The organism is Streptomyces sp. NBC_01317 (assembly GCF_035961655.1).
In the GTDB taxonomy this organism is placed as follows: Bacteria; Actinomycetota; Actinomycetes; order Streptomycetales; family Streptomycetaceae; genus Streptomyces.
The window spans coordinates 4,743,523-4,768,637 of sequence record NZ_CP108393.1; the positions used below are offsets into that span (position 1 = coordinate 4,743,523).

Consider the following 25,115-nt stretch of genomic DNA (forward strand, 5'->3'; position numbering starts at 1 on the left):
ATACGTTGTCGGCCGGACGTCCTTACATCCGGGCGTCCGGCGTCCGGCACCCGGCGTCCGGCACCCGGCATCCGGCACCCGGCGTCCGCAGCGAGAGGCAGTAAATGATCATTCACAATGTGACCGTCATCGACGGCACGGGAGCCGCCCCGATCACCGGTGCGGAGGTCGTCGTGACCGACGGGCGGTTCAGTGCCGTCCTCCCCGCGACGTCGCGAGAGCGGGCGGTCGCCGACGGTCCCGTGATCGACGCCCGGGGCGGCTATCTGGTCCCGGGGCTGTGGGAGAGCCACACCCATCTGAGCGGCTATCTCATGGGCAAGCCCGAGAACGAGCGCGGCGAACACCTCGCGAACCTGATGGCGGAGTTCCTGGCCGTCGGGGTGACCAGTGCCGTCGATCTCGGAGGTCCCCTCGGCCTCGGGGCCGAGACGCGCGACCACCTCGCGAAGGTCTCAGGACCCGTGCCCCGGCTGTTCTTCGCGGGTCCCGTCTTCACCGGGATCAAAGGGTGGCCGGTTCTGGACATGGAGGCCCGTGCGTCCCTCGCGTACCAGACCGACAACGCCGACGACGCCTACCGCCAGGCCCTGGCCCTCGCCGACCAGGTCGACTTCCTCAAGTGCATATACGACGGTGAGCCGGGCGCACCCGACAAGCTGCCCCTCGCCGCGCTGAAAGCCGTCGTCACGGCCGCGCACGAGAAGGGCAAGAAGGTGCTCGCGCACGTCCACCACCGCTCCGAACTGGAAGAGGCGGTGGCGGCCGGGGCGGACGCCATCGAGCACGCGTTCCTGCCCGACGACCCCGGCAGCACGGCGGAGGCCCTCGACGTGGCGGCGATGCTGGCGGACACGAACACGTACTACTGCCCGACGCTGGTCACCTGGGAGCAGCTCGGGCGCAACGGCGACGACAGCTACCTCCGGGAGCTGGCCGGGGCCGGCATCCTCACCGAGGCGGACATCCCGCGGATCACGGCCCGTCCGTTCTACGGGAAGCCGTTCCCCCGGCACTCCGCGGAGGAGTCCCGTATCCGGTTCGACTACGCGATGGACACGCTCGCGCTGATGTACGACGCCGGAGTGCGGATCGCCGCCGGGAGTGACGTCGCCCTGCTGATGCCCTCCCCGCCCCGGGCCTTCCTGCGGGAGCTGCACCTGCTCGCGAAGGCGGGGCTGCCGTTGTCGGCGGTCCTGGAGGCCGCGACCCGGCACGCGGCCGGGAAGATCGGCCAGGACGCGACGGTGGGGACGATTACCGAAGGCGCGGTCGCGGACGCCCTCCTCCTCGACGCCGACCCCCTCGCCGACCTCGCGCACCTGACCGACCCCGCCCACCGGGTGGGGACGCTGAGCGGTGGACGGCCGAGCTGGGGTCAGGACGGGGTACGCGTGCCCAACTCCGCGGCGGCTTCCGCGTAGTCGACCAGGAGCCGGGCGAATTCGAGGCGTTTGGCCTGGGGCCAGTCGCGGGTGATGTGCTCGAAGGCCTGGCGGTGCTGGCTGCTGAAGCGGTCGCGCAGGGCGATGCCCTCGGGGGTGAGGAGGAGCACCGTACGGCGGCCGTCGCTCTGGGAGGCGGCCCGTACGAGAAGGCCCGCGGTGATGCAGTCGCTCACCATCCGGCTCGCCACCGAGGAATCGACGGTCAGCTGGTAGGCGACGCCGCCGACCGTCATCTCGCCGTCGGCCTCGTCGACGACGTTGATGACCTGGTTCCGCGCCATGTCCTTGCGCGTGACCGGCGGGTCGACGTCCACCAGGGCGGTACGGCGCCGCAGCCGGGCGAATGCCGCGCCGACCGCGTCCAGCAGCGCGTCGTCCGGAGTCTCGTTCTGCCTGGTCTCGTTTCCCCTGGTCACTTTGACACCTTAGTCCCAGGTCGCTGCCGAACACAATTACGTGCAACAATGCATGCATCTGCGTTTCGCAGGAGACCGGTGGGTGCCGGGAGACCCGGTTCACCGCGACGGATCGACAACGACGGGAAACACCCCCATGAGCACAACGGCCATCATCAACGCGCGGGTCTTCGACGGGGACCGGCCGCTGGAGGCGACCACCGTCGTCTTCGACCGCACCGGGATCCTCGCGGTGGGCGGGGAGGCACCCGCCGGGGCGGAGATCGTGGACGCCGCGGGCGGGACACTGCTGCCCGGCCTGATCGACGCGCACGTCCACACCAACGAGCAGGCTCTCGCCCTGGACCTGCGGTTCGGTGTGACCACGGCGCTGGAGATGCAGGGCAATCACACCGCCGGCAACCGCGCGCACATCACGGAGAACGACGCGGTGGCCGACATCCGGTCCTCCGGGTTCGCCATCACTCCTCCCGGTGGTCACCCGAGCGAGCTGTTCCCGGAGGGCTTCCGCCCCGGGCCGCCTCCCGGCGCGCGCGGCCCGAAGCCGTCGGAACCGGCGCCCCTGATGCCGTTCTCCACCACCCCCGAGGAGGCGGTGGGGTTCATCCCGCAGCTGGTCGAACGCGGCTCCGACTACATCAAGTTCATGGTCGACGACGGTTCGGTGGAGGGCCACCCGGGTCTGCCGATGCTGGACCGGGCCACGCTGAACGCGGGTGTCGCCGAGGCCAAGAAGCACGGCATGCTCACGGTCGCCCACGCGCTGACCATCGAGGCGACCCGGATGTCGATCGAGGCGGGCGTCGACGGTCTGGTCCACCTGTTCATGGAGGGCCCGCACACCGAGGAGATCATCACACTGATCCGCGACGCCGGGGCGTTCGTGGTGCCGTGTGTGGTGCTGAACGCCTCGATGATGGGCATCACGGGCGACGAGCTGGCCGACGACCCGCGCGTGGCGTCGCGTCTGGACGAGCAGTGGATGAAGACGCTGCGCAGCAGCTTCGGCCACTACCCGCAGGGCAAGCTCAGTGATGTCTTCGGCTCGGTGCGTGCGCTGCGGGACGCCGGTGTCGACATCCTGGTGGGTACGGACGCGTCCGCGCCGTTCGAGTTCCTGGGCGGTCTGGCCCACGGGGCGAGCGTCCACCACGAACTCCAGTACCTCGTCCGGGCCGGTCTGACCCCGGTGGAGGCGCTGCACGCGGGGACCTCCGTCACCGCCCGCCGCTTCGGGCTGACCGACCGGGGCCGTATCGCCGAAGGGCTGCGCGCCGACCTGCTCCTGGTCGACGGCGACCCCACCACGACCATCTCCGACACCCTCAACACCCGGGCCGTCTGGCGCCGGGGCACCCGCCTCACCCACGCCTGAGCCCCCCGCCGGGCGACCGCCGCACGGAGCGCGCGGCCCCGGCGGGCACGGTCCGGGCCGTCGTCCCTCGCCGTCCGCCCCGCACCTGCTCCCACGCGTGCGCCGGGCAACGGCCCGTACACCCTGGGCCGAACACCGGCCCCGTACACCCGGCGCCCTCACCCGCCCCACCAGCCGGGGGCTTGTCGGCATCGCCGAACGCGCCGCCCTGTGCGGGGGCCGGGCCGAGGCCGGGCCAACAGGCGGCGGTGGCCGACTCGTTCACGCCTCCCTGCCCCTGCTGCCCGCGCCCGTACCCGGAGAGAACCCCCTGTGACCACGGTCCTGATCGTCGACGACCACGCGCTGCAACGCCTCGGTTTCCGCATGCTGCTCGACGCCCACCCCGGCACGGACGTCGTCGGGGAGGCCGCGAACGGCGCGGAAGCCGTACGGCAGGCGGCCGAACTGCGCCCCGACGTGGTGCTGATGGACATCCGTATGCCCGGCGTGGACGGCATCGAGGCCACCCGCCGCATTGTGGCGTCCGGCGGCCGGTCCCGGGTCCTCATGCTCACGACCTTCGACCTGGACGAGTACGCGTACGGCGCCCTGCGCGCCGGCGCCAGCGGCTTCCTCCTCAAGGACGCCCTGCCGGGCGAACTCATCGCCGGTATCCGGGCGGTGGCGGAGGGGGACGCCGTCGCGGCCCCGGCGCTGACCCGCCGCCTGCTGGACACGTTCGTACGGCAGGGCCCGCAACCGGCCGACCGGGCCGGCGGCGCGGGCGGCGATCCCCGCCTGGCCGGACTCAGCGAACGGGAGGGCGAAGTCCTGCTGGCGATGGCACAGGGCCTCACCAACACCGAGATCGCCGCACGGCTGGTGCTGGCCGAATCCACCGTCAAGACCCACGTCAGCAAGGTGCTTGCCAGGATCGGCGCCCGCGACCGCGTCCGGGCCGTCATCATCGCGTACGAGGCGGGCCTCGTCGGAATCCGCTGACCCGCCATCGGGGTACGGGGAGACGGGGTACGGGGAGACAGGGTCGGCGGGTCATCCCCAGGTCGCCTCGCACCCGGTACTCCGGTACCGCGCCCGGCACTTGATCAGCCCCGTGGTACCGCGTATCCGGCCCCTTCCCCTTCCTAAGGTGAAGGCAGGGCCGCGGGCGGAAACGCGCCCCAACACGCCTCACCACCAGGGCCTGCCATCGCGTCCGCGATGCGCCCCTGCCCCCGCCGGCGGATCACCGTTCCCCCCACCCGGGAGTGGAACGACGCCAGAAACACCAGCGACACCGGCCCGATCCGGCCGCGGGGCCTCAAGCGAAAGGGCTGTCCCATGTGCGGGATCCATCGCCGTACACTCCTGAAAAACGCCGGCGCGGGCGCCGCGGCCGCCGGAGCGGCGGTACTGCTGTCCGGCTGCGCCGACGACACCGGCACCAAGGCGGGCAGCACCACGTCGCCGGGCCGTAAGACCTCCGGGACGACCGCCATCCAGAACGTGCGGATCTTCGACGGCGAGCGGGTCATCACCGCCCGTACGGTCGTCATCGAGGGCCACAAGATCGTCCAGGTCGGCGGCAAGGCCCCGAGCGGCGCCACTGTCGTCGACGCGTCCGGTGCCACCCTGCTGCCCGGCCTCATCGACGGCCACACGCACACCTCGGACGACGGGCTGAAGAACGCGCTGCTCTTCGGTGTGACCACCGAACTGGAGATGCAGGGCGGCGGGCACGACCCCGAGAAGACCGACAACAACGACAGCATCGCGGACGTCCGTTCGGCGGGCACCGGGGTCGGGGCGCCCGGCGGCCACCCGTCCGAACTGTTCCCCGAGGGCGGTCCGCCCGGCGTCCCGCCGGAGGGCGCGGACACCGGGGACGGGTCGGGGCCGCCGCCGGACGAGGGGGTCTCGAACCCGCGGGAGGCGGTCAAGCTGATCCGCCGCGTCGTCGCGGACGGAGCCGACTACGTGAAGATCATGATCGAGGACGGCTCGGTCCTCGGCGCGGCCGGCCTGCCCGCCCTGAGCAACGACACGATCGTGGCGTCCGTGGCCGAGGCGCACAGGCTCGGCAAGATGGCCGTGGCCCACGCGCTGACCGTGCAGGCCTTCGAGCAGGCGATCGACGCGAAGATGGACGGCCTGGTCCACCTCTTCATCGACCGGCCCGCCGACGCGAAGATCGTGCGCAAGGTCGCGGACTCCAAGGTGTTCGTCACCGCGTGCCTGTGCCTCAACAGGTCGATCATGGGCGGGACGGGCGCCGATTTCGCCGCCGACAAGCGGGTCAGCTCCCGGCTGAGCAAGGAGTGGCTGGACACCCTGCGCCACGGCAGCCTCAACCACTACCCGGAGGGCAACTTCGAGGACGTCCTCGGGAGCGTCCTCGCGCTCCACAAGGCGGGGGTGGACATCCTGGTCGGTACGGACGTCTCGGTGGCCGTGCGCTACCTCGGCGGACTCGCCCACGGCGCCAGCGTCCACCACGAGTTGCAGCTTCTCGTCCAGGCGGGGCTCACGCCCGTCCAGGCCCTGCGGGCGGCCACGTCCGTACCGGCCCGCCGCTTCGGCCTCAAGGACCGGGGCCGTATCGCCGAAGGCCTGCGCGCCGACCTCCTCCTGGTCGACGGCGACCCCACCCGCACGATCTCCGACAGCCTGTCCATCCGCGAGGTGTGGCGCCGCGGGGCCAGGCAGCCCCGGCGCTGACACCACCGCAGGCTCTTCAGCGGCTGGGGACGAGCGTTCCCCAGCCGCTTTCGAGCAGGTCGAAGGCGCGGACGACGGCCTGGCGGGGGTCTTCGTGGCCACGGGCGGTACGGGGGGCCTCAAGGGCGAAGTGGGCCAGGGCCGTACAGGCGGGATCGTCCGCGGGCAGGCCGCTCTCCTCCGCGATGACCCGGGCGAGGGCGCCGGTGTGGCGCAGCCACATGGCCTGGACGTAGTCGCGCAGCGCCGGGGTGGTGTGGACCAGCTCGAAGAACGCGGTGAAACCGGCGTCGCCGTCCACGGCGGCCATGCGGTGGCGCAGCGCGTGGTCGCGCAGCGCGGCGGGGATCGACCGGCCCGGGGGGCGCTCGCGTACGGCGGCGAGCAGGAGGGCCTCCTGATCGGCGTCCTCGTCGAAGACGAGGGCCTCCTTGACGGGGAAGTGCTTGAACAGGGTGGTGGTGGACACGTCCGCGGCGTCCGCGATCTCGCGGATGCCGACGTCGTCGTATCCGCGCTCCAGGAACAGGCGCATCGCGGCGTCACTGATGGACCGGCGCGTGGCGGCCTTCTTGCGCTCGCGGCGCCCGATCGGTGCCGGCGGGGCGGAGGAGTCGGTCGGTGGCATACCTACGATCCTATCTCCAAAGTGGTGCAACTTCAAAAGTGTATCGGTTGCACTTATGGAGTCGGCGTGGTCTTCTGGGGTGGCGGTCGACGGAACACCGTCCCGCTTCCCCGTCTCTTCTTCCCCTCTGTACGAAAGGGGTGATCAGCCATGTCCACGTCCGCATCCCTCCCTTCCGCATCCGCCGGCCCCTCGGCCGTGCCGAAGAACGTGCGCTGGGTGATGCTCGGCATCATGCTCGCGATGCTGCTGTCGATGCTCGACAACATGGTCGTCAGCACCGCGATGCCCACGATCGTCGGCCAGCTCGGCGGCCTGGAGTACATCTCCTGGGTGGTGACCGCGTACACCCTGATCACCGCCATCAGCACCCCGATCTGGGGCAAGTTCGGTGACCTGTTCGGCCGTAAATCCGTGTATCTCGCGTCCATCGCCGTGTTCGTCGTCGGGTCCGCCCTGTGCGGGGCGTCGCAGTCCATGGGCGAGCTGATCGCCTTCCGCGTCCTCCAGGGCGTCGGCGCCGGCGGGATCGGCGCGGGCGCGTTCGCGCTGATCGGCGTGCTCGTACCGCCGCGTGAGCGGGGCACGTACCAGGGCATGACCGCCTCGGTCATGGCGATCGGCACCATCGGCGGACCGCTGCTGGGCGGGTTCGTCACCGGCCACTTCGACTGGCGGTGGGCCTTCTACATCAACCTGCCGCTCGGCCTGGTCGCCCTGGTGTGGCTGTGGCTGACGCTGCACGTTCCCGCGCCGCGCGTCAGGGCGAGGATCGACTGGGCGGGCATCGGCCTGCTGACCCTCTCCATCACGGCGATCGTCCTGGCCGCCACCTGGGCGGGCAGCACCTACGCGTGGGGCTCCTGGCAGGTGCTGTCGCTCGGCGCCGTCGCCGTGATCGGGCTCGCCGCCTTCATCTCGGTGGAGAAGCGGGCCGGTGAGCCGCTGCTGCCGCTGACCGTGTTCACCGGGCACCGCAACTACCCGCTGGCGATGGCGCTGACCCTCGCCGCCGGTGTGGTCATGTTCGGCGCGGGCCTGTACCTGCCGCTGTTCCAGCAGAACGTCCAGGGCGCCTCGGCCACGCACTCCGGGCTGCTGATGCTGCCGATGATGATCCCCGTCGTGATCGTCTCGACCGTCGCGGGAAAGGTCATGTCCGCCACCGGCCGCTACAAGATCTTCCCCGTCGTCGGCGCCGCGTTCCTCACCGCCGGGCTCGGCCTGCTGTCCACCATGGACACCGGCACCTCACTGCTGCTGACCAGCCTGTACATGATCCTCGTCGGGATCGGCCTGGGCTTCACCCTGCAGATGGCCGGCACCATCGCGCAGAACAGCGTCTCCCTGCGCGACATGGGCGCCGCGATGAGCTCGTCCAATCTCTTCCGCACCCTGGGCGGGTCCCTCGGCGTCGCGGTCTTCGGCTCGCTGTTCACCCGCGCCGTCCGGTCCCACCCGCCCACGGGCGGCCGGGACGCCTACCTCACGGCGGTCGCGAACGGCACCAGCCACATCTTCCTGGCCGGCGCGATCATCTGCGCCCTCGCCTTCGTCGCGTCGCTCTTCGTCATCGAGGTCCCGCTCCAGAAGGCCGGCCCGCCGACGCCCGCCGCCGAGGCGCCCGCCTCACCCGCGCCCGTCTCATCCGCGCCCGTCTCATCCGCGCCCGTCTCATCCGCGACCGACGGTCAGAGGCCGGCGATGACGTCGGCCGAGGTCATGGGCAGGGAGAACATGGGGTAGTCGTACGTGATCGCGTTGTCGTGCTCCTCCTGTGAGGTGGCGGCAACGCAGTCCGGCACCGTGATGACCCGGTAGCCGTTCTCGTACCCGGTGCGCATCGTCGACTCGACACAGCAGTTGGTGAGGAAGCCTCCCAGGATGATCGTGTCGATCCCCTTGTTCCGCAGTATGAAGTCGAGGTTCGTACTCGCGAAGGTGTCGAGGCCGCGCTTGCCCTCGATCACGATGTCCCCGTCGGCCGGGGCGAGATCGTCCACGATCGCGGCGCCCCAACTGCCCTTGACGAACGCCGACCCGTCCACGACCCCCTTGAGGATGCCGTACGGGTGCCGGGACAGTTCGCCGTAGCCGGGCGCGAAGGTGATGGGCGCGTGCATGACGGTGACGCCGGCGGCCCGCGCGGCTCCGGCCAGAGCCACGGTGTTCGCGAGCATCCCGGTCTTCGCCATCACCCCGGCCACGGCCCCGTTGAGCACCCCGCCCTCGCTGGTGAAGTCGTTCTGGTACTCGATCAGGACGAGCGCGGTCTTCGCCGGGTCAAGGCGGAAAGTCTCGGACATGACGGCTCCTCGGTGAGCTGGGACATATCAGCGGCACGAACAGCCTGCCCGACAAGGGGACCAATCAGTCCGAGGCGGGCTTGGCACAGCGACGAACTTGTTCGTGACGAACATGTTCGTTAGGGTCGGGGTGTGACTTCACGCGAATCCGTGCCCCGTAGCCGTCGTGAGCGGCCCGCCAAGGCCGCTCTTACCTATGACGGGATCGTCGCCGCCGCCGTCGGGCTCATGCGGGCCGAGGGGCTTCAGCGCGTCACCATGCGGCGGCTGGCTCAGGAGCTCGATACCGGGGCCGCTTCGCTGTACGTGTACGTGGCCAACACCGCCGAGCTTCATGCGGCGATCTTGGAGGAGTTGCTGGGGGGCGTTGACCTGGGGCCGGTCGGTAGTGGTGGTGAGGGTGAGGGGTGGTGTGATCGGCTCGTTTCCGTGCTCGGGTCGTACACGCGGGTTCTGTTCGAGCACCCCAGCCTCGCCCGCTCCGCCCTGGTGGCGCGGCCCTCCGGGCCCCACTACCTCGCCCTCGTCGAGGCGATCCTCGCCCTCCTGCACGAGGGGGAGGTGCCCGACGCGCAGGCCGCCTGGGGTGTGGACGTGTTGTTGCAGGTCGCCACCGCGACCGCCGCCGAGCAGTCCACCCGGGGCCGGGCCGCCGACGCGGAGGTCGAGCACGACAAGCTCGTCGCCGCGCTGCGTGACGTCAGTGCCGTCACCCATCCACGGATCGCCGCCCTCGGCACCGCGCTGCTCTCCGGCTCCCACGAGCAGCGCCTGGCGTGGATATTCCGCATGGTCATCAACGGGGCCAGGAACACCCCGGTCACCACGGAGGCATCAGCATGAGTACGAGTACGGGTACGAGCACGAGTACGCATTACCCCATCGCGATCGTCGGCGCCGGCCTCGGCGGTCTCACCCTCGCCCGCGTCCTGCACGTGAACGGCGTCGACGCGGCCGTCTTCGACCTGGAGCCCGACCGGTTCGCCCGTACCCAGGGCGGCATGCTCGACATCCACGTCGAGTCCGGGCAGGCAGCCCTGCGCGCCGCCGAGTTGTACGAGGGGTTCCTGGCCCGGGTCCACCCCGGTGGCGAGACCCTGCGCGTCTTCGACCGGCACGCCCGGCTCGTACTGGAGGAGAAGGACGACGGCGAGGGCAGCCGTCCCGAGGTCGACCGCGGTGACCTGCGCGACCTCCTGCTCGACTCGCTCCCCGAGGGGACCGTGCGCTGGGGCGCCAAGGTCACCGGCGCCCGGCCGCTCGGCTCCGGGCAGCACTCCGGGCGCCACGAGGTCACCCTCGCCGACGGCACCACCTTCACCACCGGCCTCCTCATCAGGGCCGACGGCGCCTGGTCCCGTATCCGCCCGCTGCTCTCCGACGCCCGCCCCGCCTACACCGGCATCTCCTTCGTCGAGCTGGACCTCCTCGACGCCGACACCCGCCACCCCGAGAGCGCCCGGCTCGTCGGCGCCGGCATGTGCTTCGCCCTCGGCGACAACCGGGGGTTCCTCGCCCACCGCGAAACCGACGGCAGCCTCCACATCTACGTCGCCCTGCGCGCCGCCGAGGACGTGCTGTCCACGATCGACTTCACCGACGCGGACGCGGCCAAGGCCGGCGTACTGGAGCACTTCGAGGGCTGGGACCCGGCTCTGCGGCGGCTGGTCACCGACGCCGACACCCCGCTGGTGCCCCGGCTCATCCACGCGCTGCCCGTCGCACACCACTGGAAGCGCACTCCGGGCGTCACCCTGCTCGGCGACGCCGCCCACCTGATGTCCCCCTTCGCCGGGGAAGGCGCCAACCTCGCGATGATCGACGGCGCGGACCTGGGGCGGGCGCTCGCCGCGCACCCGGGGGACGTGGAGGCAGCGCTGGCCGCCTACGAGGCCTCCCTCTTCCCGCGCGGCGAAAGCACCGCCCGCGAATCCGCGACGAGCCTGGACACGATGTTCGACGACCGGGCGCCGCAGCCGATCGTCGACATGTTCGTCGCCTTCGCGTCGCCTTCGCCGCGCGGTGAGTGAACGCGTCGCCGTGTGCGCTCCAGCGGGTGGGCGTGCGGGTGGGCATTCGGGTGGTCATCAGCGGCTTCGGCCGGGTGACCGGGGTGCCGGGCCCCCCGGCAGTGCCACGATGGGCGACCGCGCCGCCCGTCGTCGGCCGTGAGGCCGTGAGGCCGGGACCGGGCGGATCTTCCGGGCTGGACCGACCAGAGGACTGATCCACCATGCGTGTCTTGGTCGCGGGTGCCACCGGTGCGGTGGGCCGACTCCTCGTACCCCTTCTGCTGGACGCCGGACACCAGGTCACCGGCGTCTCCCGCACCCTCGCGGGCACCGAGCGGGTACGGCGGCAGGGCGCGTCGGCGGTCCAGGCCGACGCCCTCGACCCCGGCGGTCTGCGGCAGGCGGTGACCGCCGCCGCGCCCGACGCGGTGATCAACCAGCTCACCGACCTGGCGGACGCCGACGGCGCGGCGACCGACCGGCTGCGCCGGGAAGGCATGCGCAATCTGGTGGACGCGGCCCACGACGCCGACGTGCACCGGATCGTCGTCCACTCGCTCGCCTGGGTGTACGCGCCCGGGGACAAGCCGGCCGACGAGACCGTACCGCTCGACCTCGGAGCGGCGGAGCCGCGAGGCGCGATGGTGGACGGGGTACGGGTGCTGGAGGAGACGGCGGCCGAGATCGACACCGCGGTGCTGCTGCGGTACGGCGTCCTGTACGGACCCGGCACCTGGTACGAGCCGGGCGGCGCCGTGTCCGCGGCCCTCGGTGGTGACCGGGAGGCGCGTTTCCTCGGGAACATCGAGGCGGACCTCTCGGTGAGTTCGTTCGTCCACGTCGCCGACGCCGCGCGGGCCGCCGTCGACGCCCTCAACTGGCCCTCCGGCCCGGTGAACATCGTGGACGACGAGCCGGCGCGGGGCCGCGCGTGGCTGCCGGTCCTGGCCGCCGCGCTCGGGCGGCCGGCGCCAGGGCCCGTATCGGGACAGCAGAGTTGGGCGCGGGGCGCGTCCAACGAGCTGGCACGCTCGCGGGGTTGGGAACCCGAGTACGCGTCCTGGCGGTCGGGTTTCGCGGCGCAGGACGCCTGACGGTTCGTCAGACAGTACGAACACCGAGGGGTGCGGCGGATCATCCGCCGCACCCCTCGTCACGCCGCGGTGTCACGCGTGAGCGTCACGTGTTCTTCCGGGACGCTGCCGTCAGTGCGAGCGGGCCTCTCCGCGACGCCGCATGAAGAAGAGGACCCCGCCGCCGACGGCGAGCAGGGCCGCCGCACCCGTGGCGGTCGCCACGACGTCGCCGCTGCCCGTCTCGGCGAGTCCGCCCTGGGCGCTGCTGGACGTCGAGACCACCGGGGACGCCGACTCGGACGCGGAGGCCGAGGTGGAGGCGTTCGGGGACGCCGACTCGGTCTCCGTGGGCGAGACCGCCCCGGGCGCCGTGGTCGACGGCGTCGCGTCCGGGGTCGTCGTCGCGAGCGGAGTCTTCGTGGGAGTCGGGGTCGTGTCCGGGGTCGTCCCGGGCGGAGTCTTCGTGGGGGTCGGCGTGGGAGTCGGGACGGTCTGCGTGGTGCAGTCCTTCGTACCGCCGTTCCAGGACGCGATCAGCTTGTCCTTGATGACCGGACGGCTCGGACCGATCGGCAGGTCGCCGTGCTCGAAGCCGTCGTTCGCGTCCTTCTTCCCGTCGAACTTGACGCTGCCGCGGTAGAGGTCGACCTGCGCGAAGCAGCCGACGTCCGGGACGGCTATGTCGAGGGTGTCGGTCACGCTCTGCTTCACGTTCACGGTGTCGAAGTCGTGGAAGACCTGCTCGCCGGAGGTCGCCCACGTCGCCCCGAACGTACGGTACGAGGCGAGCGAGGCCGTGCAGGACTCCGCGTCGCCGGCGGCGCGGACCTTCACGTGCACCTTGCCGTCCTCGGACGGCTTGAGGTTGAGGTCGTCGACCTGGACGGAGGCCTTCCAGGCCACGCCGTCGAGGGAGAACTCACAACGGTCCGTCGCGGTCTTCACACCGGCGCCCGTCCCCGGCTTGTAGTCCGAGGGGTGACCCTTGTCCCAGCCGTCGCCGCCCGGGCAGTCGCCCGCGTACGCGGACGTGGCGGCCACGGCGGACAGGGCGACGGCCGCGGCGCTGACCCCCAGCAGACGCCACATGGTGACATGACTCGCTTTGGGCATGAAGAATCCAATCCTGGCTTCACAAAAGCCCGGCGCGGGCACGCGGAAAGGCGACGCCTCCCAGAAGGGCACAGCCTCTCGGGAGGGCACACTGATGCCGCGCAGGGCTGGATGGTCGAGGGCGCTCGGGGAACCACGGTCGGGTCCCCGGAGCACATCAGGCATCGTGGGTCCTGCGGTGCCGGCGTGTCAACTCCCGTCACACCGCTCACAATTCGCTGGTCAGTGAGGAGTCCCTCGGTGCGTCAGTGGTAGTGACCGTGCCGGCCGAGGGTTTCCACGGGAGTGGCGCCGGGCCGGGTCCACTGGGGTACGGGGCGGCTCGTCGGACCCCAGGTGGCGACGCCGTCGGCGTCCGACCGCCAGTACCAGCAGGCCTGGTGGTCCACGGCCGGGTGCCCCTCGTGCACGTCACCGGCCCCACGCCGGCCCCCGGGGTGGTCCTCCCACGCCTCGCCGCGGCCGTAGGGCGTCATGTCGAGCAGGCCGAGGGACCCGTTGACCGGCTCGTTGCCCCGGCCGGTGGTGGAGTAGGTGAGGAACACGCGGTCGCCGTCGCGCAGGAAGGCGGTGAGGTATCCCATCTCTCCGCCGACCGGCTCGCCCACGTCGCGCACCGAGTACCAGGGCTCGGTGTACCCCATGAACGCGACGAAGGACGCCACCTCCTCCCAACGCCCCGTCGTCAGCACGGCGAACGAGACGCCGCGCGCGTTGAGGTAGACGGCGTCCTTCACGTGCCAGGCCGTAGTGGTGCAGCCCTCGCACTGCCCCTGGTGGGGTGTGTCGTCGTACCACATGTGCTGGTACACGACGAGTTCGTCGCGCCCCTGGAACAGGTCCAGGAACGGCACCGGGCCGTCGGGCCCGACGACCTCCACCGACCCGTCGAACTCCACCATCGGCAGCCGCCGCCGGGCCGCGGCGATCGCGTCGCCCTCGTGGGTGTGCGCCTTCTCGCGGACCAGCAGCTCGTCACGGGCCGCCTGCCAGGTGGCCAGGTCGACGACGGGCGGCTTGCCCGGGAGGTCGTTGCCCGGGTCGCGGGGGGTGGTGGTCATGGAATCCTCCGGGGTGGGTGGTGTCTGTCCGGGTCCTGGTGCTGTACGACACGGCGTCGCGACGGTCACGACGGTCACGACGCCGTACGACCCTCACCGGAACAGACTGGCCATCCGGCCGGAACTCATCGCTGCCGCCACGCCCGCGCCCACGAACGCGCGGCGAGTCGCTAGCCTGCGTCGTCATGATGCGCGCGTGGGTGCTGCCGACACTGCTGGTGCTCTGCGGATCGGTCGTCGCGGCCGCGGCGGCCCTCCGGGGAAGCCCCTGGGGAGCCGCGGCGGTCCTGCTGGTGTTCGTGCCGCTCGCGGGCGTGCACTCGCCCCTGGTGTTCCCGAGGTCGGTCGGCGCGCTGGAGGCCGGACGCCGCAGCGCGGCCGACGGCCGGCCGGTCGTGTTCTGGCGGTCGGGCTGCGCGTACTGCCTGTGCCTGCGCCTCCGGTTGGGCCGTGACGCCCGCCGGGCACACTGGGTCGATATCTGGCGCGATCCGGACGGGGCGGCGGTGGTGAGGGCGGCCAACGGGGGCGACGAGACCGTGCCGACGGTGGTGGTGGCGGGCCGGTCCCGTACCAACCCGGACGTCGAGTGGGTACGGGAACAGCTTTCCTCTCCGGGGGAGTGAAGCCGTACCACCGCGGAGGCCGAGCCTTCAGGCCGGTCACAAGGCGATCAGGCCCGCCGCCGACGGCCGGAAACCGCAGGCGTCGAAGGAGAAGGACCGCAGGTGTTCCTCGAAGTCCACGTGCAGCCAGTCGCATCCCGCCGCGCGGGCGCGCTCGGCGGCCGTCCGCAGCAGCGTGGCGCCCAGTCGGTGGGCGCCGCCCGCTCGGCCCCGCGTGCCGCGGAGTCTCCCACCGGGGCCCGAATCCCCCGGCGAGCAGCTCGCCGAGAGCCGCGTTGTCGAAGTCACCCCGCCACTCGTACGTGACCGTCGTGATCGTCATGACCCGAACGCAGTGATCCGCGTGGGCGGGCGACAGGTGGGAGAGTCCGCGTCGGTCAGTGTGCTCCGGGCCGGAGGTCGCGGCGCCAGAAGGCCGGTAACCACCAGCACAGCACGGAGCGGTCCTCGGGCCAGGGCGTACGGTCCTCCGCCGCCACGTTCTCCGGGCCCTCCCACTCCTCGAAGGAGTCCCGCGACGGGTCGATGGGACGCCAGGCCGGGTCGAGCGTCTCGTTCTCCGCCGGGGGACGTACGTACCGCTTGCCGTGCTCGTCGCACGCGCCGAAGTCCTGGAAGTTCCGCTGGGCGTCCAGCAGCGATATGCGGTTGGCACCGCCGGCCATCGAGGGCCAGCGGAACTGGACGCCGTCGTCCTCCCAGAAGCAGATGGGGCAGATCTCGTGGGAACCGGGCATCTCGTCGAGGACGCGATGGCCGCAGCAGGGGCAGGGGTATGGATTTCTCACCAGCGCAGTCTGAACCCGGTGGGAGCCCCATGGAGCGCCTTCGCGTCATCGAGGAGACCGTGATCGAGGAGATCGTCATCGAGGAGACGGCGACCACCGGTCACGCGTCCCCGCGCCAGGTCTGGTACCTGTCGTACGGCTCCAACGTGGACCTCGGCCGGCTCGCGTACTACCTCACCGGCGGCCGCCCGCCCGGCGCGGCCAGGGCGTACCGGGGCTGCCGCGACCCACGGCCGCCGGAACGGTCCGTGCCGGTGGAGGTCGCGGGCGCGGTGTACTTCGCCACCGAGTCGCCCGTGTGGGGCGGTGGACGGGCGTTCTACGATCCCGACGCCCCGGGGCGCGTGCTGGGCAGGGCCCACCTGGTCACGGCCGGGCAGTTCTCGGACATCGCCGCGCAGGAGATGTACGGGGAGCCGGGCACCGATCTCGACCTGGCCGGGGTGGTGAGCGGCGGGCGGGTGGTGCGGGGTGAGGGGCGTTACGAGACGCTGGTGTGCCCGGGGGCGCTCGACGGGGCGCCGGTGGTGACGTTCACGGCGCACTGGGGGGTCGGGGACGTCGAGCCGAACGCCCCGTCCGCCGCGTATCTGGCCTTCCTGGGGCGGGGGCTGCTCGCGGCGGGTGCGTGGGATGTGGAGACGGTCGTGGCGTACGTGGCGGCGTGTTCCGGTGTGTCCGGGCGGTGGACGGAGCGGGAGATCAGGGGGTTGGTGGGCGGGTAGCGGCGGTCGGCCGCCGGGTGGTCTCCTTCGATCTGCCCGGCCACGGCGGCTCGCCCCGCCGCGCCTCCTACCGCTCCGACGAGATCGCCGCCGTCGTGCACGAGGCGGTCACCGGCGCCGGACTCGACGCGCCCGTCGTCGCGGGGCACTCGCTCGGCGGTGTCCTGGCAACGCTCTACGCCGCGGCGTACCCCGCCCGGGGCGTCGTCAACGTCGACCAGCCCCTCCTCCCAGGCAACTTCGCGGAGGTGCTCCGCCTGACGGGAAGACGAAAGTGTCCCGGACCTCGTTCCTTCCGAGGTCCGGGACACCGTCATTCATCAGTACTGAGCGTCAGTACTGAGCGTCAGTGCTGAGCGCCTACTTGGTGAAGTACAGGTACTGCCACGCCCCGTACGTCGACGAGTTCACACTGTCCCCCGACGAAGCGTTGATGTACGCCGACCGCACCCGGGCCCGGATTCCCGCCCCGCCCTTGCCGGGGCCGCCCAGCTTCACCGCCGACTTCCCGTTGCCGCCCAGCGCGAAGTACTCCGGGTCGCCCGCCGGGTACCACGTGCCGCCGGAGTAGACCTGGAGCTCGAACCGCTGGTGGCGGCCCTGGTAGTAGCTCATGGTCGTGGTCAGGAGCGGGTCGCTGGTCTCACGGAACCAGTAGTACTTCGTGGAGCCGATCTTGCCCGTCTTGTAGTGCTTGGAGACGGCCGTGGAGATCTTGACCTTGGCGAACCCGGTCGACTTGACCGACTTGGACGCCGAGCGCGAGTCGCCCGCGAAGACGGCCGTGAGGGTGGTGTCACGCGTCATGTCGACGGTGACCGACAGGTTGCCCTTGGAGTTGACCTTGCCGGACTTGACCAGCCGCTTCGGCTTGTCCGCGCCGAACGGGTCGGCGTAGATCTCGACCGTACGGCTCTTGTACGTCTTGCCGAGGTGCGCGGTGAAGGAGACGTCCGCGCCGTACGAGTAGAGCTTGCCGTTGTTGTTCAGGGTGAGGCTCGTCGCGGTACGCGAGACCTCCACGGTGTCGGACGCCGAGACCTTCGTGTGCGTCGCGTCACCCGCGTACGCCACCGTGTACTTCACCTTGCCGCCGGCCGGCGGGGTGTCCGCGAAGGCGAAGGAACCGTTCGCCGTCGTCTTCACACCGGGCAGCACCTTGCCCTTGGGCGAGTCGATGTCCGTGCGCGTGACGGTCAGGGCCGTACCCGCCGGAAGGGCCTTCGCCGAGGTCAGCTTGCCGGTGACGGTGAGCTTCTTGGCGCGGGTCGCCTTGGCGGGGGCGGCGACGGTGAGCTTGGGCAGGTACTTGGTGGGGTCGGTGTACGACCGCAGCGAGTACACGCCGTTGCTGTTCTCCGAGACGGCGAAGACGCGGCTGCCGTCCGGGGCCCAGGCCAGCGCCCCGTCGACCTGGGTGTCGCCGCCGCTGCTGTTGCCCGTGTTGCCGTACTCGTACTCACGGATCGCGGTGGTGGAGCCCTGCTCGTAGAGGTGCAGGTCCGGGCCGTACCAGGAGCTTGTGCCCGACGCGACGGCGCCCTTCGGGCCGATCGCGACCGAACTGCCGTAGTCATTGGACGGGTAGCGGCGCAGCTCGTGCAGGTCGGTGGTGGAGTAGGCCGGGTTGTAGTACGGATAGCCGGCGGCCGTGACCACCTCCGTGCCGTCGGGCGAGATGTCGAGGTCGCGGAGGTTGCTGCCCTCGTTGCCCGGGTTGCCGTCGAGGACCCGCAGCACCGCGCTGCCGGACGTCACGTCGTACAGCGCGACCGTGCTCTGCCCGCGTTCGCCCACGGCCAGCAGGCCGGGCGCGGCCGGGTCGGACCCGAGGAGCGGCGGCAGGTACGACGACATGGCGCCGTCCTGGTCGAGTGCCACGACCGGCTCGGCCCCGGACAGGTCGAGCGAGCCGAGGTTGCCGGAGGAGTCCAGCCCGTACCCGAACCAGAGCTTGCCCCCGGCGACGGCGAGGCTCCGCGGGTTCTTGGCGTCGCCGAGGGTGTACTCGGCGGTCTTCGTGTACGTGGCCGTGTCCACCGACACGATCCGGTTCGAGGCCGCGACAGCCGCGTACACCTGACCCGAGTCGGCCGAGAGGGCCAGGCCGTCGACGCCCGGCAGACCCGTGACGGTCTTCTGGACCGTACCCGCGTAGTCGGTGACGACGAGCTTGCCGCTGGTCGGGTCGGAGACGTAGACGCGCTGGTGGAGACCGTCGACCAGGACGTCGCCCGCGGACTTCAGGGAGAGGGTCTTGGCGGAGTCGGCGGCGGCAGGGGCCGCCGTGGCCGCGACGAGCGCGGCCGAGCTGAAGAGGACCGCGAGCGAGGTCGCGGCCGCGAGGGTGCGCGTGCGCACTGTGGTGATTACCCCCCAGGTAATGACCGCATCAAGTCACCCGCGGATCGCGGGGAGCGGTTGGTGTCAGCCTAGGGCACGGGTCCGACAGGAGGGCAGTGGGTTTCCGGGGAGGGGGGTTTCCGCCGGTCACAGATCCAGCACGACGGCGTCCCTCGGACGCGAGCAGCAGATCAGTACGTCGCCCTCGGCCGGCGGCTCGACCGGATTCGGGTCGTACGCGACGCCCCCGGACAGCAGGGCGCTCTCGCAGTTGTGGCAGACGCCGGTACGGCACGACCAGCGGGTGGGTACGTCGCACGCCTCGGCCAGTTCGAGCAGGCTCGCGTACCGGGGGTCCCAGGGCACGGTGAGACCGCTGCGGCTGAACGACACGTCAGGACCCGGCGCCGCGGGGGGTTCGGCGGGCGCGTGCGGGTCGTGTTGTTCCGTCGGGTTCACCCCGGGGTTCAGCGCGGCTCCCGCGCCGAACGTCTCGACGTGGATCCGGTCGGGCGCCATCCCGTACCGGTTGAGACCGGCGGTGAGGTCGTCCATGAACCCCACCGGGCCGCAGAGGTACGCGTCGGCGTCGGCCGGCAGTCCGACGCCGCGGAGGGTGTCGGCGGAGAGGTGGCCGGGCGTGGTGTAGTCGACGCCCTGCCGGTCGTGGTCGGCCGGGCGGCTGTAGCAGATGTACGAGTGGCTCGCGGGGAGCCGGTCCAGCAGTTCGCGGCTCTCGGCGGCGAAGGCGTGTTCGGCGCGCTCGCGGGCGCCGTGGAGCCACCAGACCTCGCGGGGGGAGCCCGTACGCGTGCCCGTGCCCGTATCCGTACCCGTGGATGGGTCCCCGCCCGTGTCCGCCAGCGCGTGCAGCATCGCGAGAACCGGTGTGGCGCCCACCCCGGCGGACGCCAGCACCACGGGGCGTTCGCTGTCGGTCAGGAAGAACGTGCCGCGCGGCGCGGCCACGTCCAGCGTGTCGCCCACCCGTACCGTCGTGTGGATGAGCGTGCTGGCGGCGCCGTGCGGCTCCTGCTTCACACTGATGCGGTACCGGCCGTCGCCGGGGTCGTTGGAGAGCGAATAGCTGCGGATCAGCGGCGACCCCACACCCCCGGGGCTCTCAGGATCCTCGGGACGCAGCCGCAGCGTGACGGACTGGCCGGGCAGCCACGCCGGCAGCCGGGAGCCGTCGGTGGCCGACAGCGTCAGGGAGAACACACTGTGGCTCTCCTCCCTGATGTCGTCGACCCGCAGCGGCCTGAAGCCCGACCAGGCGGGCGGCGGGCTGCTCGCGGCCGTGGTCAGCCCGGTGTTGCCGGACGAGCCCGCCGGGGCGCCGCCGGCCTGTTCCTTGGCGGACTGCTCCTTGAGGCTCCGCAGTGAGGCCTGCCAGCCGGGGCTGAGCGAGGAGATGCGCAGGGCGCGGTCGAGGTCGTCCCTCGGGTGCCCCGGCAGGTAGAGGAGGGAGTCGATGTCCGCGACCGTCATCCCCTCCGCCCCGTCGGCGACCTTCACGATCTCCTGCCCCGCCTCGATCTCGCCCTCGACGACCACGCGCATGTAGAAGCCGGGCCGCCGGTGCGACACGAGCAGGGCCGCCATCTGCGGCTCCTCCATCCGCAGGCCTACCCGGTAGCAGGTCACGCGCGGCTGGCTGACCTCGAACACCGCGTCGCCGATCCGGTACCGGTCACCGATGCACACCTCGTCGTCCGGCAGCCCGTCGACGGTGAGGTTCTCGCCGAACTGCCCGGTCTCGATCCGGTCGCGGCCCAGGTGTTTCTCCCAGTGGCGGTACGAGTCGGTCTGGTACACCAGCACCGCGCGGTGCTCGCCGCCGTGCCCCTCCAGGTCGCCCTGGCCGTCGCCGTCGATGTTCAGGCGGCGTGCCGTGCGGGGGCCGTCGACGGGGTACTTCCAGACTCCGGTGTGCACGGTACGGCCGTGCCACGGGACGTCCTGGGGCATGCCGACGTTCATGGAAGTCAGCGTGGCCACGTCTCTCGCCTCGCTCCCGCTCGCTCGGTGACTGCCTTGCTCGACTGCTTTGCTCGCGTGCCTTGCTTGACCGCCCTGCTCGACTGCCTTGTGTGCTCGCTCAGTGGTTGGCCTCGGTGCGGCTGAGGGCGATCAGCACCTCCTGGGCGTGCGGTGTGTCCGCGATGTCTCCCAGCGTGAGCACCCCTACGAGCCGCCGTTCCTCCACGACGGGGATACGGCGGACCGAGTGCGCGCTCATGAGGTCCGCCGCCTGGCAGACCGACATCCCGGGGGTCACCGTCACCAGGTCACCCGAGCAGGCTTCGAGCGCCGTGGCGACGCCCGCGAGGGTCCCCTCGGCGGTGATCCGTACGGCGATGTCACGGTCCGTGACGAGTCCGTGCAGTTCGTCGCCCGAAGTGACGAAGACGCAGCCGACATCGGAATCCCGCATGCAGGAAGCCACCGCCGTGAGCGACATGTACGGCGGGACGGTGACGGGTTCGCGGCTCATCCGATCGCGCACGAGGTGGGCCGCGACTGCTCGATTGTGGTGCATCGAGGGCTCCGCTCGGACTCGACGGACATCGACGCTGTCCTGTCCGGGATGGGACAGCCGCCCTTTCCAGCATGGAACAGCCGCCGCGTATCCGCATCCGCGGCGGGAGCCCCGCCTCTCCGCGCATCCCGCCGGGGGAAATTTCACGGGTGCGGGTCCCGGAGCCGTCAGGTCCGGGAGACTGGTGGTTTCTGGGTGTGTTCTGGGTGTTTGTGGGCGGGGTCCGGGGACGGGCGGCCCCGTGGGGAGGGGTGTGACCGTATGAGTCGTCGTTCCAGCGGACTGATCGGGGTCTGGGCCGAGGCGCAGCGGCAGCAACAGCGGCAGCGGGAGGCGCAGGAGCGGGCGGCGTTCCGGCAGCAGCGGGACACGGAACGGCAACAGCGGGCGTACGCACGTGAGGTGGCGCGGTACGGCCGGGAGCAGCAGGCGGAGTACCGGCGGCAGCGGGAGGCCGAGGCGCGGCGCCGTACGGAGGAACTCGACGCGTGTGTGGCGGTGTTGGAGGGCTTGCTGGCGGCCGGGTGCCGGGCCCCCGCCTTCCGTACGTCCGCGCTGACCCGTGTGGAGGAGATCGAGCCGTTCGCGCCGGGGCAGTTGGCGTATCCGGTGCCGCTGCCGGATCCGGCGCGCTACCAGCCGCAGGCCGGCGGCTGGACGGCCGGGCGGCGCGCGGCGGCGCAGCAGGAGGCGCAGGCCAGGTACGCGCACGATCTGCACGCGGCGCAGCAGGCGGAGGGGCGGCGGCTGGAGCAACTGGGCGCGTACCGGCGGCAGTACGACGCGTGGGCGCGGGGTCGGCTGGCGGAGGTGCGGGCGTACAACGCGGGGGTCGCGGCGACGGTGGAGGCGTTGCGGGCGGGGGATCCCGAGACGGTGGTGGAGTACTTCTCGGCGGCGCTCTACGCGTCCACCGGCTGGCCGGAGGACTTTCCGCGCCAGGTGTCGGCCGCTTTCGACCGTGGGGCGGGGCAGTTGGTGCTCGACTGGGAGCTGCCGGGGTACGCGGTGGTGCCGGAGGTGAAGGCGGTGCGGTTCGCGCCGAGCCTGGACCAGGACAAGGAGTCGGCCAGGCCGGTGACGCAGCGACGGGCGCTGTACCGGGCGGTGTTGGCGCAGTGTGTGCTGCTGGTGCTGCGCGACCTGTTCGCGGCGGACGAGTTCCGTACGGTGCGTTCGGTCGCGCTGAACGGGTTCGTGGACGACTTCGATCCGGCGACGGGGCGGCGGGCGCGGGTGTGCCTGGCGTCGGTGCTGGCCGAACGGGACGCGTTCGACGGCCTGAACCTGGAGCTGGTCAGCGCGGTGGACTGCCTGGCGGAGGGGCTGCGGGGGCAGTTGTCGGCGCGGCCCGACCAGCGGGCGGCGGTACGGCCGGTGCGGCGGCCGGACGAGGTGGGCTCGGGGGTGGTGTCGCACGGGGGCGGTGAGGAGCCGGATCTGCTGGCGATGGATCCGGTGGAGTTCGAGAGCCTGGTCGCGGAGTTGTTCCGGGCGCGGGGGATGCGGGCGGTGATGACGCAGCGCTCCAACGACGGCGGGGTGGACGTGGACGCCCTCGACCCGGACCCGATCAGCGGCGGAAAGATCATCGTGCAGGTGAAGCGCTATCGCGGGACGGTGTCGCCGAGCGCGGTACGCGACCTGTACGGCACGGTGCAGGGCGCCGGTGCGAACAAGGGCGTGCTGGTGACGACGTCGGGCTTCGGGCCGGGCTCGTACACCTTCGCCAACGGCAAGCCCCTGACGCTGATTTCGGGCACGGAGCTGGTGGACCTGCTCCACCAGCACGGTCTGCGGGGGCGGTTGGGGGACGGGGGTGCCGCACCGACGTCCACCACCACGTCACCACCGGCCGGGACCACCCCGCACACCCCTGGAACCACCCACAACAGCCCTGGAACCACCCCCAACACGCCCACCGACCCGGACGACTTCAACACGCTGGGCATGACATGGGCGGGGACGGTGGCCCTGGACGTGTGCGCGCTGGTGTGCCGGGGGAGCCGGGTCCTGAGCGACGACCACTTCGTCTTCTTCAACAACGAGCGGACACCGGACGGTTCGGTCCGGATGGTCCCCGCGGCGGCGGGCGACCGGGCCGCGATACGGGTGGCGTTCGACGCCCTCCCGACGGCCGCCGACCGGCTGGTGATGGTGGCGGCGGTCGACCCGGTGGTGAACCCGGAAGCGGACCTGTCGGGCTTCATCGAGGCGGGCATCCGCCTACGGGACCGCGCGGGTACGGAGCTGGACCGCCTGGACGTCTCGGACGGCCGCCCCGGGGAAACGGCCCTGGTTCTGGGCTCGTTCCGCCGCCGCGCGGGCGGCGACTGGGACTTCGTACCGGGCGGAAAGGGCTACCGCAGCGGACTGGGCGGCCTGGTGGGGGACTTCGGGATCGACACGGAGTAGCGGGGGCGTACGTCCGGTGGCGGGGCACACGGTCCCGCCACCGGAGGCCGACCGCCTCTCACCGTCCCGCCCCCGCCGCCCCTTTCACCGCCCCGCATCCGCTGCCCCCTCACCGCCCCGACAACCGGTCCGCCACCCGGGCGATCGGGTCCGTGGCGGTGCTGCGGGCCGTCGACTCGCGGCGGTCCGCCGTGCGGTAGGCCGCGTACATGCCGTGGACGCCCAGCCACCGGAACGGCTCCGGTTCCCACGCGCGGACCTTGTGGTTCACCCACGGGAGCGTGGTCAGTTCGGTCGCGCCCGACTGCCCGGAGTCCTGCCGCACCAGGTCTCGCAGGGTGCGCGCGGCGAGGTTGGCGGTCGCGACGCCCGAGCCGACGTACCCGCCCGCCCAGCCCAGGCCCGTGGCGCGGTCCAGGGTGACGGTCGCGCACCAGTCGCGGGGCACGCCGAGGACGCCCGACCACGCGTGGTCGATGTGGACGCCGGCCGTGGTCGGGAAGAAGCGGACCAGGATCTCGCGCAGCGCCTCGACGGTGGCGGGCCGCGTACGGCCGTCGTTGTCGGTCCTGGAGCCGAAGCGGTACGGGTGCCCCCGCCCGCCGAGCGCGATCCGGCCGTCCGCCGTGCGCTGCGCGTACATGTACGCGTGCGCCATGTCGCCCAGCGTCTCGCGCCCCTCCCAGCCGATGGTGTCCCAGACCTCGTCGGACAGCGGCTCGGTGGCGATCATCGAGGAGTTCATGGGGAGCCAGGTGCGGCGGGAGCCCTTGAGCGCGGCAGTGAAGCCCTCGGTGCAGCGCAGGATGTACGGGGCGCGGACCGTACCGTACGGCGTGACCGCGTACTTCGGCCTGATCTCCGTCACCGGTGTCGACTCGTGGATGGTGACACCCAGCGCCTCGACGGCCGCCGCGAGCCCCGTGACCAGCTTGACGGGGTGCAGCCGGGCGCCGTGCGGGGTCCAGGTGGAGCCGACGGCTCCGGTGACGCGGATACGTTCCGCCGTCTCGCGGGCCCCGCGCAGGACCCGGTCGGTCTCGCCGAACGCGGTCTCCGCGGAGTGGAACGCCTGGAGACGGGCCAGCTGGGCGGGCGTGTGGGCGACTTCGAGGACCCCGCCCCGGTGGATGTCCGCGTCGATCTTCTCCTCGGCGGCGGCGCGGACGACCTCGTCCACCGTGTCGTTCATCGCCCGCTGGAGCCGTACGGCCTGGTCGTGGCCGTGCAGGCGCGCGTAGCGGTCGCGGCCCGCGATGCCGTTGTAGAGCCAGCCGCCGTTGCGCCCGGAGGCGCCGTACCCGCAGAACTTCGCCTCCAGCACGGTGATGTGGAGGAAGGGGGCGGCCTTCTTGAGGTAGTACGCCGTCCAGAGCCCGGTGTAGCCGCCGCCCACGATGCAGACGTCGGCGGTCGCGTCGCCCGGCAGGGGCTCGCGGGGGGCGGGGACGCCGCCTTCCGCGTACCAGAAGGAGATACCGCCGTTCACGGTCGGGCCGCTCTTCGTCGTGCTCATGGGGCTGTTCATACGCCTGAGCCGT

At 71.7% G+C, this 25,115-nt stretch carries 23 protein-coding genes; 12 read left to right on the forward strand and 11 right to left on the reverse strand.

Annotated features, from left to right (window positions below):
* The first annotated feature begins 119 nt into the window (after window positions 1-119).
* Window positions 120-1,424, forward strand: a complete 1,305-nt coding sequence (locus tag OG349_RS20530) for an amidohydrolase family protein (RefSeq protein WP_327235990.1) — start codon at window positions 120-122, stop codon at window positions 1,422-1,424.
* On the opposite strand, the gene OG349_RS20535 is transcribed toward OG349_RS20530, so the two are convergent.
* A complete protein-coding gene (locus OG349_RS20535) occupies window positions 1,379-1,864 on the reverse strand; it encodes a MarR family winged helix-turn-helix transcriptional regulator (protein WP_327235991.1) in 486 nt (161 codons plus the stop codon). The genes OG349_RS20530 and OG349_RS20535 overlap by 46 nt on opposite strands.
* 136 nt (window positions 1,865-2,000) lie before the next feature.
* On the opposite strand from OG349_RS20535, the gene OG349_RS20540 reads away from it, so the two are divergent.
* The 3 genes from OG349_RS20540 (at window position 2,001) to OG349_RS20550 (ending at window position 5,939) form a co-directional block, all read left to right on the forward strand.
* Entirely contained in the window at window positions 2,001-3,239 is a 1,239-nt protein-coding gene (locus OG349_RS20540) for an amidohydrolase family protein (protein WP_327235992.1), read from the forward strand.
* A gap of 312 nt (window positions 3,240-3,551) precedes the next feature.
* Window positions 3,552-4,223 carry a response regulator transcription factor gene (locus OG349_RS20545; protein ID WP_327235993.1) on the forward strand — a complete coding sequence of 224 codons (672 nt, stop codon included), beginning with the start codon at window positions 3,552-3,554 and terminating at the stop codon, window positions 4,221-4,223.
* A 339-nt stretch (window positions 4,224-4,562) separates the two neighbouring features.
* Window positions 4,563-5,939, forward strand: coding sequence for an amidohydrolase family protein (locus OG349_RS20550; protein WP_327235994.1), 1,377 nt, complete (start codon window positions 4,563-4,565; stop codon window positions 5,937-5,939).
* A gap of 16 nt (window positions 5,940-5,955) precedes the next feature.
* Here OG349_RS20550 and OG349_RS20555 read toward each other — a convergent pair whose 3' ends face one another.
* Window positions 5,956-6,567 (reverse strand): TetR/AcrR family transcriptional regulator, encoded by a 612-nt coding sequence (locus OG349_RS20555; RefSeq protein WP_327235995.1) that lies wholly within the window; start codon window positions 6,565-6,567, stop codon window positions 5,956-5,958.
* A 150-nt stretch (window positions 6,568-6,717) separates the two neighbouring features.
* On the opposite strand from OG349_RS20555, the gene OG349_RS20560 reads away from it, so the two are divergent.
* A complete protein-coding gene (locus OG349_RS20560) occupies window positions 6,718-8,313 on the forward strand; it encodes an MDR family MFS transporter (protein WP_327235996.1) in 1,596 nt (531 codons plus the stop codon).
* Here OG349_RS20560 and OG349_RS20565 read toward each other — a convergent pair.
* On the reverse strand, window positions 8,259-8,873 hold the full coding sequence (locus tag OG349_RS20565) for a cysteine hydrolase (protein WP_327235997.1): 615 nt from the start codon (window positions 8,871-8,873) through the stop codon (window positions 8,259-8,261). The two genes, OG349_RS20560 and OG349_RS20565, sit on opposite strands and share 55 nt — an antisense overlap.
* Before the next feature lie 132 nt (window positions 8,874-9,005).
* On the opposite strand from OG349_RS20565, the gene OG349_RS20570 reads away from it, so the two are divergent.
* From OG349_RS20570 to OG349_RS20580, 3 genes are all read left to right on the forward strand, one after another.
* A complete protein-coding gene (locus OG349_RS20570; RefSeq protein ID WP_327235998.1) occupies window positions 9,006-9,716 on the forward strand; it encodes a TetR/AcrR family transcriptional regulator in 711 nt (236 codons plus the stop codon).
* Window positions 9,713-10,903, forward strand: coding sequence for an FAD-dependent oxidoreductase (locus OG349_RS20575; protein WP_327235999.1), 1,191 nt, complete (start codon window positions 9,713-9,715; stop codon window positions 10,901-10,903). Before OG349_RS20570 ends, OG349_RS20575 begins: the two co-directional genes overlap by 4 nt.
* Window positions 10,904-11,106: 203 nt before the next feature.
* Window positions 11,107-11,979, forward strand: coding sequence for an NAD-dependent epimerase/dehydratase family protein (locus tag OG349_RS20580; RefSeq protein WP_327236000.1), 873 nt, complete (start codon window positions 11,107-11,109; stop codon window positions 11,977-11,979).
* Between the two features lie 111 nt (window positions 11,980-12,090).
* Here OG349_RS20580 and OG349_RS20585 read toward each other — a convergent pair whose 3' ends face one another.
* The gene (locus OG349_RS20585; RefSeq protein ID WP_327236001.1) at window positions 12,091-13,074 is read right to left on the reverse strand and encodes an LPXTG cell wall anchor domain-containing protein; all 984 of its coding nucleotides are present in this window, start codon (window positions 13,072-13,074) and stop codon (window positions 12,091-12,093) included.
* A 245-nt stretch (window positions 13,075-13,319) separates the two neighbouring features.
* A complete protein-coding gene (locus OG349_RS20590) occupies window positions 13,320-14,135 on the reverse strand; it encodes a DUF899 family protein (RefSeq protein ID WP_327236002.1) in 816 nt (271 codons plus the stop codon).
* Between the two features lie 185 nt (window positions 14,136-14,320).
* Between OG349_RS20590 and OG349_RS20595 the strand changes: the two genes are divergently transcribed.
* Window positions 14,321-14,761, forward strand: a complete 441-nt coding sequence (locus OG349_RS20595; RefSeq protein ID WP_327236003.1) for a hypothetical protein — start codon at window positions 14,321-14,323, stop codon at window positions 14,759-14,761.
* A 36-nt stretch (window positions 14,762-14,797) separates the two neighbouring features.
* On the opposite strand, the gene OG349_RS20600 is transcribed toward OG349_RS20595, so the two are convergent.
* Complete coding sequence (locus OG349_RS20600) at window positions 14,798-15,049, reverse strand: hypothetical protein (protein WP_327236004.1); 252 nt, start codon at window positions 15,047-15,049, stop codon at window positions 14,798-14,800.
* An 89-nt stretch (window positions 15,050-15,138) separates the two neighbouring features.
* Window positions 15,139-15,549 (reverse strand): CPCC family cysteine-rich protein, encoded by a 411-nt coding sequence (locus OG349_RS20605; protein WP_327236005.1) that lies wholly within the window; start codon window positions 15,547-15,549, stop codon window positions 15,139-15,141.
* Between the two features lie 29 nt (window positions 15,550-15,578).
* Here OG349_RS20605 and OG349_RS20610 point away from each other — a divergent pair, with 29 nt between their 5' ends.
* Together OG349_RS20610 and OG349_RS20615 are read left to right on the forward strand one after the other, a co-directional pair.
* On the forward strand, window positions 15,579-16,274 hold the full coding sequence (locus OG349_RS20610) for a histone deacetylase (RefSeq protein WP_327236006.1): 696 nt from the start codon (window positions 15,579-15,581) through the stop codon (window positions 16,272-16,274).
* Window positions 16,235-16,630: an alpha/beta fold hydrolase gene (locus OG349_RS20615; protein WP_327236007.1), complete on the forward strand. Its 396-nt coding sequence runs from the start codon at window positions 16,235-16,237 to the stop codon at window positions 16,628-16,630. The genes OG349_RS20610 and OG349_RS20615 overlap by 40 nt, the downstream gene beginning before the upstream one ends.
* A gap of 4 nt (window positions 16,631-16,634) precedes the next feature.
* On the opposite strand, the gene OG349_RS20620 is transcribed toward OG349_RS20615, so the two are convergent.
* From OG349_RS20620 to OG349_RS20630, 3 genes are all read right to left on the reverse strand, one after another.
* Window positions 16,635-18,635, reverse strand: coding sequence for an Ig-like domain repeat protein (locus tag OG349_RS20620; RefSeq protein WP_327236008.1), 2,001 nt, complete (start codon window positions 18,633-18,635; stop codon window positions 16,635-16,637).
* 129 nt (window positions 18,636-18,764) lie between these two features.
* Complete coding sequence (locus OG349_RS20625) at window positions 18,765-20,618, reverse strand: MOSC and FAD-binding oxidoreductase domain-containing protein (RefSeq protein WP_327236009.1); 1,854 nt, start codon at window positions 20,616-20,618, stop codon at window positions 18,765-18,767.
* 100 nt (window positions 20,619-20,718) lie between these two features.
* Complete coding sequence (locus OG349_RS20630; protein ID WP_327236010.1) at window positions 20,719-21,159, reverse strand: CBS domain-containing protein; 441 nt, start codon at window positions 21,157-21,159, stop codon at window positions 20,719-20,721.
* Window positions 21,160-21,420: 261 nt separating this feature from the next.
* On the opposite strand from OG349_RS20630, the gene OG349_RS20635 reads away from it, so the two are divergent.
* The gene (locus OG349_RS20635; RefSeq protein ID WP_327236011.1) at window positions 21,421-23,574 is read left to right on the forward strand and encodes a restriction endonuclease; all 2,154 of its coding nucleotides are present in this window, start codon (window positions 21,421-21,423) and stop codon (window positions 23,572-23,574) included.
* A gap of 109 nt (window positions 23,575-23,683) precedes the next feature.
* On the opposite strand, the gene OG349_RS20640 is transcribed toward OG349_RS20635, so the two are convergent.
* Window positions 23,684-25,090, reverse strand: a complete 1,407-nt coding sequence (locus tag OG349_RS20640; protein WP_327236012.1) for an NAD(P)/FAD-dependent oxidoreductase — start codon at window positions 25,088-25,090, stop codon at window positions 23,684-23,686.
* Window positions 25,091-25,115 lie beyond the last annotated feature (25 nt).